This is a genomic window from Bacilli bacterium (assembly GCA_036381315.1).
Taxonomy (GTDB): Bacteria; Bacillota; Bacilli; order Paenibacillales; family KCTC-25726; genus DASVDB01.
Genome location: DASVDB010000103.1, coordinates 1 through 11,815 on the forward strand (window position 1 = coordinate 1; position 11,815 = coordinate 11,815).

10 protein-coding genes are annotated in these 11,815 nt (G+C 53.2%); all 10 read right to left on the reverse strand.

The window, feature by feature from the left end; translation table 11 throughout:
* Positions 1-43: 43 nt before the first annotated feature.
* On the reverse strand, positions 44-859 hold the full coding sequence (gene larE / locus VF260_07485) for an ATP-dependent sacrificial sulfur transferase LarE (GenBank protein HEX7057022.1): 816 nt from the start codon (positions 857-859) through the stop codon (positions 44-46).
* 135 nt (positions 860-994) lie between these two features.
* Complete coding sequence (locus VF260_07490) at positions 995-2,506, reverse strand: gluconokinase (GenBank protein HEX7057023.1); 1,512 nt, start codon at positions 2,504-2,506, stop codon at positions 995-997.
* Positions 2,503-3,780, reverse strand: coding sequence for a lactate racemase domain-containing protein (locus VF260_07495; protein HEX7057024.1), 1,278 nt, complete (start codon positions 3,778-3,780; stop codon positions 2,503-2,505). Before VF260_07495 ends, VF260_07490 begins: the two co-directional genes overlap by 4 nt.
* Positions 3,777-4,538, reverse strand: a complete 762-nt coding sequence (locus VF260_07500) for an SDR family oxidoreductase (protein HEX7057025.1) — start codon at positions 4,536-4,538, stop codon at positions 3,777-3,779. The genes VF260_07495 and VF260_07500 overlap by 4 nt, the downstream gene beginning before the upstream one ends.
* Positions 4,539-5,269: 731 nt before the next feature.
* Entirely contained in the window at positions 5,270-7,114 is a 1,845-nt protein-coding gene (glmS, locus tag VF260_07505) for a glutamine--fructose-6-phosphate transaminase (isomerizing) (GenBank protein HEX7057026.1), read from the reverse strand.
* Positions 7,115-7,306: 192 nt separating this feature from the next.
* Entirely contained in the window at positions 7,307-7,528 is a 222-nt protein-coding gene (locus VF260_07510; protein HEX7057027.1) for a hypothetical protein, read from the reverse strand.
* 119 nt (positions 7,529-7,647) lie between these two features.
* Positions 7,648-8,991: a phosphoglucosamine mutase gene (glmM, locus tag VF260_07515; GenBank protein HEX7057028.1), complete on the reverse strand. Its 1,344-nt coding sequence runs from the start codon at positions 8,989-8,991 to the stop codon at positions 7,648-7,650.
* A gap of 31 nt (positions 8,992-9,022) precedes the next feature.
* Entirely contained in the window at positions 9,023-10,312 is a 1,290-nt protein-coding gene (locus VF260_07520) for a CdaR family protein (GenBank protein ID HEX7057029.1), read from the reverse strand.
* A complete protein-coding gene (gene cdaA / locus VF260_07525) occupies positions 10,305-11,126 on the reverse strand; it encodes a diadenylate cyclase CdaA (protein ID HEX7057030.1) in 822 nt (273 codons plus the stop codon). The genes VF260_07520 and cdaA overlap by 8 nt, the downstream gene beginning before the upstream one ends.
* Positions 11,127-11,244: 118 nt before the next feature.
* Positions 11,245-11,815, reverse strand: a 571-nt coding sequence (locus VF260_07530) for a polymer-forming cytoskeletal protein (GenBank protein ID HEX7057031.1), incomplete at its 5' end; no start/stop codon positions are given.

An 11,815-nucleotide genomic window follows, 5' to 3' on the forward strand; every position in this document is an offset into this window, starting at 1 on the left:
GCGACATCCAGTTTGCAAAACTGGAGATCTTCAAAACCATCCATCAGACTGCGCCCTCCACCTTGAGCGCTTTGTTCATGCTGCCGCTCTTGTAACCCGAAAGGTCCATAGTTACATAAAGAAAGCCAAGCTGTTTGAAATGATCCGAAACATTCGACGCGTGATGGAGCAACAACGGCATATCATTCGGCTCCACTTCTATTCTGGCAATATCTCCATGCAACCGCACCCGGACCTGGCGGATGCCGAGCGAACGCAAATATCGTTCGGCTTGCCCTATTCGGTCCAATTTCTCCACCGTGATCGTTTCACCATATGCGATCCGGGAGGACAAGCAAGCGGAGGACGGTTTATTCCACGTGCGGAGACCATATTTATGGGACAAATCACGGATTTCTTCCTTAAACAATCCCGCTTCTTGCAACGGCCCGCGTACGCCGCGTTCTTTGGCAGCCCTCATTCCCGGGCGGTGTTCATTCATATCGTCAGCGATGAGGCCATAGACGATGTGCCGATATCCGCCGTCCCGAATGAAGGTTTCCAGATGATCAAAAAGGTTTGACTTGCAAAAATAACAGCGATTTAGACTGTTTTCCCTGTATCCCTGAATGGCCAATTCCGAAGTTTGGATGACGACATGGTTCGCCCCCAACTCCGCAGCGAAAGTCTTGGCCGCTTTCAGTTCTTCGGATGGATACGCTACGGAGTCGGCGGTGACTGCCAAAACATTTTCTTTTCCAAGCGTTTGCAAAGCGGAATAAAGCAGAAACGAGCTGTCTACTCCACCGGAAAACGCAACAACAACTGAACCCATTTCCCGCAAAATTTCTTGCAACTTCAAATACTTCGCCTCAGACATTACGTCTCACCTCGTATCGGAGTGTTTGATTAAATCCATTTCTTGCCCACTTGGGGGCTTAAAAACTTCAAATCGAATTCCCGGTTAGGGTTCACCGCCCGCTTGACATATTACCGTTAAGCATAAGTTCCTTTTTCATGATGGTTGGGGCAACAGATGATTGATTTCGTGCATCGATGGCTTCAGGATATGATAAAGATTCAGGTAAAACGGCAGTAAATTCCGATATATCGCATGATTGCCGGGATCCGGTTCATGTAAGGTTGCGCCCCCCGGAGCCCATCGCAACAAAGGATCGCGGCCTTCGTCCATGGCGTATAATCCGAGTTGCGCCGCCCCCAGACCGGAGCTTTCCACGGACTCGGGCACGATTACAGGCACTCCAAGCATATCCGCGAGCATTTGGCACCATGCCTGCGTGCGGGCGAAACCGCCGGAAGCCCGGATTTCTTTTATGGGTTGACCGGATTCCTCCATAAGCGACACGATTGCGGCAATCTGGAAGAGAACCCCCTCCATCGCGGCCCTAAGCATGTGCTTTTCATCATGCGCCAGCGTTAAACCGAACATAATGCCTTTGGCGTTGCCATCCCAGAAAGGCGCACGCTCGCCGGCCAACAGCGGCAAGAAGAGCAAGCCGTTGGCGCCGGGAGGGATTTTGCCCGCTTGGCTCAGCACTTCCTCCAGCGATCGGCCGGGAAACAAGCGTTCCGCTGTCCACTGCGCGACGATGGCTCCGTTGTTGGAAGCCCCGCCGATTATCCATTGATCCTGCGTAAGCGCGTAGCAGAAAAAGCGCCCCTGCGGATCCAGAACCGGTCGTTTCACACCGGTGCGTACCGCGCTGCTGGTGCCGATCGTAACCGCGGCAATGCCGTCCCCAATCGCGCCGATCCCGAGATTGGCCAACACGCCGTCCTGTGCTCCGAGCACGAACGGAGTGTCCGGCTTAAGACACATCCTTTCGGCGTAGGGAGGCTTTAAACCGGTGATTCGCTCCGTTGTCGGTTTGACAGGCGGCAGTTGTTCCTCCTTGATGCCCGCCAAGGCCAAGGACTCGGGATCCCAGACGAGCGACTCCAGATGAAAGAGTCCGGTCGCGCTGGCCATTGAGTATTCCGTCACAAGGGTTCCGAACAATCGATAAAAAATATATTCTTTGATGCCCACAAAATGATACGCCGAAGCAAATAAATCCGGGCATTCTTCTTTCATCCAAATGAGTTTGGCAAGCGGCGACATCGGGTGAATCGGCGTCCCGGTGCGGAGGTAGGCTTGCAAGCCCCTGCCGTCGTTGCGCAGCCTTTCCGCCTGAGCCGAACTTCGCAAGTCCGCCCATGTAATGCTTGGCGTGAGCGCTTGACCCTTTTTATCCAGCAAAATCAAGCTGTGATTCGCCGAACTGAACGAAACGCAGAGAACGTCCCGGGCATCCCATCCGCCTTTTTTCATCAACCGGCCGACCGCTTCCACCACAGCTTCAAAAATGGTATCCGGATCCTGTTCGGCGTAACCGGAACGCGGCGTCAGCAGAGGATAACCGATCGAATGGCTTCCCTGTATACGCCCCGCCTGATCAACGGCCAGGGCTTTGGTGCTCGTCGTTCCCACATCCACGGCAATGATGAGTTTGTCTTCCCGGCTCATTTGGGCAAATACCCTTCATCATCAAATTCCCATTCGTAAGGGCCTTCTAAAATTTCGATATCCGGGTGCTTTTTCGCTTCTTCCAAAAGGGACTCGGATATTTCGATCGTGCCCAAATGAAGGGTATCCCGGATCCGGATCAATCTGACTTTTTTGTAGTCGAGAATGTTGCTCGTCTTAATCGCGGCTTTGATCGCATCCCGATCGTTCTCCAAAGTGGTAGCCTGCTTGGTTGGCGCACACACCGTAGAGGTCAGGCCATTCGCATAGGTTCCTGGCCAATCCGTTTTGCTTACCAACCGGCTCGTGGTGAAGTCAGCCGTTCCCACGCCATTGGCGTTTCCCTTTGACTCCGGTGTCAAGTCCAGTACGACTATTTTGTTTATTTCCGGCCCGCCCTGAGCGTAAGGCGTCGGATATCTGCCGGTAATGTTGGGATCCATTCCATCACCGCTGATGTTTTTTCCGATATAATCAATCACCAGAACTTCGAAGGCGGGAAAAAGGAATTTCGGCAGCCGGCTCTTCGCTTCTATCAAAAGTTCCTTTTCGCGTTCTTCCATTTGATCGGTTCCCAAAACCTCGACCCGGCAAATTTGGTCGTACGCATTTTCGACCACCGCCACGCCAAACACAATCGGAAGCTTGGCGATCATGCTCCGGGCCATCGCGGGCACGTTCTCGGCCATATACTTGAAACCCAACTGGTGGCAAGCCTCGGCTCCTTTTTGCTTGCCCAGCCCGATCGCGATCATTTTGAAAAGCCCGCTTTCGATAGGGCCTCTGAACGCCGTGTGCGGCTTGATTCTGTTGATGACGACGATCGCATCGCTTTCCGTGGCCGCGATTTTATCGCAATAAACCGGAAGGCCGTTCGGAAGCCGGTCCAGTTCGACGACTTCCATGGACGATCGGATCGGACACCCCATTCTCTTCTCGTCAATTCCCAAATGCGCCAGAACTTCGGCCTGCCCCTGCGCGGTAGCTCCTCCATGGCTGCCCATGCACGGAACGATGAACGGATCGGCGCCCCTTGCCTTCAACGCGTCGATCACCGTTTTGGTCAACTCATCAATCCGTGAAATGCCCCGGCTTCCCACGGCAACAGCAACTTTGTGCCCCGGCAAAATTCTCGATAACGACGCATGGGCGCCGAGTTGGCTTCTGAGATCGGCGATCGGGTCTTCCAGCCTGGAATCATCGAAACGCTGGCGGATTTTATACATTTTCGGAATCGGAATGTTTTCCACCAAACTTCTCAGCAAATCGCTCATATCGTCATCGCTCCAAACCCGCCGTCCACCCGGATCAGCGCACCGGTCACGAACGACGACGCTTTTTTCGAGGCCAGATAAACCACGGTCCCTTTTAATTCCTCCGCGTTTCCGAACCGGTTCATCGGGGTGTGGCGCAAAATGGATTCCACCCGGTCCGGAGATAAAATCTTGCGGTTCTGTTCAGCCGGGAAAAATCCCGGAATGATCGCGTTTACGCGTATTTCGTGCGGCGCCAATTCACGGGCCAGAAACTGGGTAATACTGTTGATCCCCGCTTTGGATGCCGAATAGGTGAAAACCCTGGACAGCGGCGGGCCGGAAGAGACGGAGGAGATATTGATGATCGACCCGCCATGGCCTTGCTGAATCATCTGTTCGGCGAAGACCTGGCAGGCCAGCACCACACTTTTCAAATTCACGTCCATGATCCGGTCCCACTCATCCATCTCCAATTCGAAAAACGGCGTGGCGCTGTTCGTCCCCGATGCGTTGACCAACGTATCTACGCCTCCGCCCCATTCGACGGCCTGTTCCAATACCGACTTCAGGTCCTCCTTTTTGGTGGCGTCGGCTCGCACCGGAAGCGCTTCGCCGCCGATATCCCGAATTTGCCGGCAGACACGCTCAGCCTTTTCCATGTCCCGGCCAACGACCACCACTTTTGAACCCGCCTCGGCGAGCGCCGACGACATCGCGCTGCCTAACACTCCGTTTCCGCCAATGACAACGGATACGGTTTTCTGCAGATTAAACAATTCCGTTCGCACCTCCACGCGGACAAAAATAACAACGTTGTTATAATGATCATATTCGATTATCCTGTTGATGTCTACAGATATTAGGAATAACTTTCAACTTGCTTATGCGTGTTTTAGGTGGGACGAAATGATTCGTTTTTTGGGGATTTATCCTGACCAGGATTAAAACTGCTGAAAGACCTTGATCCGAAGCCAACACGAGCGCCTTCGACTGAAACTCGATCAGTTCGTTGGCTTTCATATTTAACGGTCGTAGTAGGGGCTCGCAGATCTAACGGTGTGGGGGGCTCGCGAATCTATATGGCAGGGTGCTGGCAAATCTAACGGTCGTATCAGAGGCTATTTTGGGTTTTACGACCGGTTTTCAAGTTTAACGGACGTAGATGCGCTTATTTTAGCACTTTGTGCGGTATACGGGTAAAAAAACGAGAAATAGCCGCTGTGGCGCCTGTTACATTTTTTGCTCAGCCTTTTTTCGCCAAATAGCCGCTGTGGCGTCCGTTAGCGTTGCGCAGTTCTGTGCAGTTCCAGTATGGAGCAACTTTCGGAAGAATATGGTAGGCTTGGCCCAGCGAATTTTTGCGCCCGTTGGATAGCGGATTGCCGAAAAATGAGAATAAGCGCCCGGGCGATTCCGCGAAATAAAGCTGGTTCGGACTTGTTAATAGCAAAAAAAAAGCCCTTAGTTACTCATAAGGGCTATCTGACACTTACACATTCCCGTAACTTTATTCCACCGTGACGCTTTTCGCCAGATTGCGCGGCTTGTCGACGTCGTTGCCGCGGGCGATCGCGGCGTAATAAGCGAACAATTGCAACGGGATGATCGCAATGGCCGGCGTAAACTCGGGCAGTGTCGCCGGAATCGTCAGCGCTTCATCGATTGATTCCCGCAACGCATCATCGACACCGGCGGACGCATCGGCGATAGTAACGCCGATCGCGTATGCCCCGCGCGCTTTCACCTCGCGGATATTGCTGACCATTTTCTCGAGCAGCGCCGGTTGCGTGGCCAGCGCGATGACGGGCACGTTGTCTTCGATCAGCGCCAGCGTTCCATGCTTCAATTCTCCCGCCGCATACGCTTCGGAATGAATGTAGGAGATTTCCTTCAGCTTCAAAGAACCTTCCTGCGCAACCGCCACATCAACGCCTCTGCCGATAAAAAACAGATGGTCATGCCGCGCGATTCGCTTCGCGGCTTCGCGGTACTCGTTTTTCTTCGCCAGCACTTGCTCTACCTGGCCGGGCAGCTCCCGCAGCGCTTTGATCGCTTCGCGGATTTGGTTGCCATGCAGCGACTCGCGGGTTTGCGCCAAATACAGGCCCAGCATGTAAAAGGCGATCAATTGCGATGTATACGCTTTTGTCGAAGCGACGGATATTTCCGGTCCCGCCCAGGTAAAAATGACATCGTCCGCTTCCCGGGCGACCGAACTGCCGACCACGTTCGTGATGGCGATTACGCGCGCCCCTTGCCGTTTCGCCTCGCGCAGCGCGGCCAAGGTGTCCGCCGTCTCGCCCGACTGGCTGACGACGATGACGAGCGTTTCCGGCGTAATAATCGGGTCGCGGTACCGGTATTCCGATGCGATATCGATTTCAACCGGCAGCCGGGTCCATTTTTCGATGACATGCTTGCCGATCAACCCAGCATGATAAGCGGTGCCGCAAGCGGTAATATGAATGTTGCGAATGCTCCTGATTTGTTCCTCCGACATGCGGATTTCGTCAAAAACGATCCGGTCGCCCGCTTCGCTGATTCTGCCCCGCATCGTATCCGCATAGGCGCGCGGCTGCTCATGAATTTCTTTGAGCATGAAATGGTCAAAGCCGTCTTTTTCCGCGGCCGCCGCATCCCAGTCGACATGAATCGTTTCCCGGGAAATAAAATTCCCCTCAATGGTCATTAATTCGACATGGTCTTTGGTCAACACAGCCATTTCGCCGTCGTTTAGAATATAAACGTTGCGCGTATACTCGAGCAAAGCCGGAATGTCCGAACCGATGAAATTTTCATGCTCGCCCACCCCGATAATCAGCGGGCTCGAAAACCGGACGGCGACGAGTTTATCCGGCTCCTTGCCGCAAAGTACGGCAATCGCAAACGCGCCGCGCATCTCAGTGATCGCCTGCTGGACGGCTTTTACGATATCGCCCGCATAATGCTCGGCGATCAGATGCGAGATCACTTCCGTATCGGTTTCCGATACAAAATGGTGGCCTTTGGCGGCCAACTTTTCTTTCAACTGCGCATAATTTTCAATGATGCCGTTATGGACAACGGAAATATTCATTTCTTCGTCGGTATGTGGATGCGAATTCTCGTTCGATGGTTTGCCGTGCGTCGCCCATCGCGTATGTCCGATTCCGGCAGTGCCTTCAAGCGGGGAACGCTGTAAAATATTCTCCAGAATGCTCAAGCGCCCTTGCGACTTGCAAATCCGCAAGCCTTCCGCCGTCTGTACGGCTACGCCGGCCGAGTCGTATCCCCGGTACTCCAGCTTTTTTAACCCGTTCAATAAAATTTGCTGCGAATTTCTCGTGCCGATATATCCGACAATACCACACATATGATGTTTTCCTCCGATTTCTTTCTCCTCTGCAAAATCGGATGCGAGGCGCTTGGCGAAATCGAGGGATAAAAGCCCATGCAAAACATATTCCGGCAAGTGACTTCCGTTGAAAGCGGGACGTTTTTCCGGCATGTTGGCATGCGCTTAAATGGCTCCCGATCAAGTAACCAGTCGCCCGCTTCCGATTATTCAAATGACCCGTGCAATTTTACCGTTCATGATCGCTTGTTCGTTTCTTCGTTTCATCGGTTGAGATTTTGTGAAGCCGGTTGCCCGGCTGCTTTGTTCCCAACTTGACGGCGCGATGAAGGGCGCCGGGAGGTCCCCGCCGAACATTTCGAACACCTCCACCTCGTCAACTTTGCTGCGAATTTCACCGTTTCGCCCATATCCGTACTGTCCGTTCGGCATGACGGAGCCATTCGCCGCGAAAGTTCTGGCGCTTTTATACTGCTAATGCCGCTATCCTCCTTCCCCTTTCGAATATATTCATCTTATTCATTTTCCGAAGGGGATGCAACCATGAAATTTCAGTTGCCCAATTGTTCCTTGATCGTGCCGGCGATTTTTTCCGCAAGCCCCTCAATTTCCGCCTTATCCGGCCCTTCCACCATCACGCGGATCAACGGCTCCGTGCCGGACGGCCTGACCAGGACGCGGCCGTTATCGCCCAGCACCCGCTTCGCCTCGTCGATCATGCGGTTTATCGCCGCATTGCCGCTTAGCCCGGCTTTATCCACGTCCCGCACATTCACCAAAACTTGCGGGTATTTGTGCATGATGCTTTTCAGCTCGCTTAATTTCTTGCCTGATTCCCGCAGGGTATGCACCAATTGCAGGCCTGTCAACATCCCGTCGCCGGTCGTGTTGTAATCGAGAAAAATGACATGGCCCGACTGCTCGCCGCCCAAATTATACCCACCGCGGCGCATCTCTTCCATCACATAGCGGTCTCCGACAGCCGTTTGTTCCGTGTTCAATCGCAACCGTTCCGCCGCTTTAAAAAATCCGATATTGCTCATCACCGTCGTGACAACAGTGCCTTTACGCAACTTGCCTTTGCGGTTCATCGCATCGCCGCAGATCGCCAGCACAAAATCTCCGTCCACTTCCGCGCCTGTTTCGTCAATCGCAATCAGTCTGTCCGCGTCGCCGTCAAACGCCAGGCCGATGTCGGCTTTTTGCCGCACAACCTCCTGCCGCAATTGCTCGGGATGCGTCGAGCCGCAGCGGTCATTAATGTTCAACCCGTTCGGGCTGGCACAAAGCGCGATCACGTCCGCTCCCATATCGCGGAATATTTTCGGCGCCAGCTCGCTTGCCGCGCCGTGCGCGCAATCAAGAACAATTTTGAGCCCGGAAAATGTGGATGATACCGTTGAACGCAAATAGTCGGCGTAAGCAAACTTTGCCGCCGCATCATCGGTGACGGAGCCGATATTTTCGCCTGTCGGTCTGGGCAGCGTATCGGATTGTGCATCCAGCAGCTTTTCGATTTCCAGTTCGACGTCGTCCAGGAGTTTAAAGCCGTCCCGGCCAAAAAACTTGATGCCGTTGTCTTCCACCGGATTGTGGGAGGCGGAGATCATCACGCCCGCGTCCGCTTTCCGGCTTTTCGTCAAATAAGCCACGCCCGGCGTCGTGATGACGCCAAGCCTGACAACGTCGGCGCCAATGGACAAAAGGCCGGCGACCAGCGCCGCCTCAAGCATTTCTCCCGATATTCTGGTGTCTCTGCCGATCAGAACTTTGGGGCGTTTAGTCTCGCCCGCCAGGACGAACCCGCCGCAGCGTCCGATTTTATATGCCAATTCCGGAGTGAGGCCCTGGTTGGCCACTCCCCGGACTCCGTCCGTGCCAAAATATTTTCCCATTTCTTTTTGTCTCTCCTCGCTCGTATTCCGATTATTCCGGTTTTGTTTGGTTATCGGTTTTGGAATCCGCCGCCTCGGCAGGCTTTTCCTTAATTTCCACCCCGACCGTCAAATTCTGATTCGGAGCCAAACGCACGAACTGCGGCAAGTTAAAGATAAGCGGCAATTCGTATATGCCTGTGGGCCGGTTGCTTACATCCACAAATGCCTGGATATCGCTGCTGTTCAATTTGTTCAAAATTTCCGGCGCGCCTTCCAGATTAACACTGAGATGGCCGTCAGCCGGCTTCGTTACTTTTGTTTCATACAGATTGTTTTGTCCGCTGAAAGTTATGGCAATATCGTCGAATTGCTTTATGACTGAAGGCACGACCGTGACCGTGGCTGTAACCTTGCTCGGTACGACATTGCTGATTTGATCCTTTAGCGGAATGTCCAAGTGGAACGTTTTTTCCTCGGTCAAGCCGGACACGTCAATTTCCAACCCGCTATAAAAATCCATCTTATCCAGTGCGCTTTGCGGCCCGTATACCGTCACTTGCCCATCGCTTTGCGAAAATTGCGAAATCGCGTAACCTTCCGGAAGTTCTCCAACCAGCCTGATCTGCAGCGGCATGGTCTTGAACGGGCTGGTGATCGGTATTTCGACATCCACTACCGCGGGTGAAATGATCGCTCCTTTGAGCTCACGGCCCTCGGCGTCAAAAGCCGACAATTTTACTTGCGTTCTGACCTGTTCGCGGGCGTCTTGCAGATTAACCGTGCCGCTAACCGATTGCAGTTCGTTCATGCGGCTTTCCGGCAATGTTACATGAACGCGGTTTGGCGCGATAATCGGCGTGCCGGCGAGCAGCCCTTCCGCTGGAGCACCTTCCAGCGCAATGGTTACCGGCATTTCTTTTTTCTGAATTTTTTCCGCCTTTACGGTGATGCTGTCCGGTTCGACTTGCACATCGATTACGCCGTCGGGAAAATTCCGCAATTTTTCGACTTTAAGCGGCACGATTTGCGCGCCTTCCACGATGCCGGAAAGATCGGCGTATACGCGCAGATTTGCCGGACTTACCCGTTTCAGCGCTGACGCTTTGCCGCGCATCTTGACAGTTACAGACGACGGAGCAATGGAAAGCACATGATATCTCGTTTCGTCCAGGCCTACTTTTTCCACGTTGACATTCAAAGTGTCGGCGGAAGAAATGACCGGCGCCGGTACCGGCTGATTTGACTTCGATATATCCATATGCACGACCGCCCACAACAGGATACCGAGCAAAAGGGCGATTACCCTTACGATGTTGACATTGCTCAACCATTTATCCATGGTGGCCACCCCAGCGCTTCCAGAAAATGCTTCTTTCCTTTGCCTTCGCTTTCGGGCGCAACTCTTCAAAAAGTTTGGAGATCAGCGACTCTTCTTTAATATCGCGAACGATTTGCCCGTTAATGGCCAGCGAAACTTGTCCGGTTTCTTCGGAAACGACGACGCTCATGGCGTCCGACACTTCACTCATGCCGATCGCCGCGCGGTGGCGAGTGCCCAGTTCTTTGCTGATAAAAGGGTTTTCCGACAGCGGCAAATAACAGCCGGCGGCCATGATCTGGCTTTTGCGGATGACAACCGCGCCATCGTGCAGCGGCGTGTTCGGTATGAAGATATTGATTAAAAGTTCGGACGTAATTTGCGACTCGAGGGGAATGCCGGATTCGATATAATCGTTCAATCCCGTTTCGCGTTCAAAAACGATGAGCGCGCCGATTTTCCGCTTGGCCAAAAAGTTTATGGCCTTGATCACTTCGCCGATCCGGTACGTAAAATCCTGCTCTTCTTCGGCGGACGACGTCCGCGCAAACAGTTTGCCGCGGCCCAATTGCTCAAGCACGCGCCGTAATTCGGGCTGGAAAATGATAAAAATGGCCAACACGCCGAATGTAAACATTTGGTTCATTAACCACTCCAGCGTATTCAGCTTGAACCAAATGCTCAAGAGCCAGGTGGTGATGACGACAAAGATGCCTTTCAGCAATTGCACCGCTCTTGTTCCGCGTACGAGGAGAATGGCCTTGTAAATGATATAACTGACGATTAGGATATCAATTGCATCGGAAATACGCAGCTGCTTCAAGAAATCGATCATCCGCTCTCCCCCACTATGCGGCTTTCTTTTGTTTCATCATATCACAATTCATTATCTGGCAAAAACAAAAAAAACTCCCTGAAACCGGATTTACGGACAGAGAGGCGCCTTTCGCATGTTAGTAATCGGCTAAAACGGCAAAAAAACGGTTTACGCGATACCAGATCCAATCCAAAGCGCGGTTTATATTGGTAACATCGCCGGCGATATTGGCCGTCGACGCCTTGTACATTTGCCCGTCCACTACCACCAGATTGCCATCCACGTCGCCGTCGACCTGTATTTTGCCATTTTCCACAAACAGATTGCCGTGCACGGTGTGTCCCGCCGGTACAATCACCGTATCGTCCCGGATCTCGACTTGATCCAGATCTCCGCCTTTAACCACGAGTTCGGTACCTTTATCCCAAAGCGACATGTAGCTGACAAGCATAATTACCGCAAATGCCGCCGCCGCGACCGCCGCCGGATGTTTTTTGACCCAGCCGAACAACGTTCTGCCTGCCCGGTTGCGCGGGATTGCGCGCATAATGCGCTCGGAGAGCTCAAGCGGCGCCTCGATCGTCGGCATATGCCGGACTAACGCTTCCGCGTGTTCCAACTGTCTGAGCCGATCGCTGCATGACCGGCAGTTGCGCAGATGCTCACGCAGAGCGCCGGCTTGATCGCTTTTGATATCCCCATCCAAA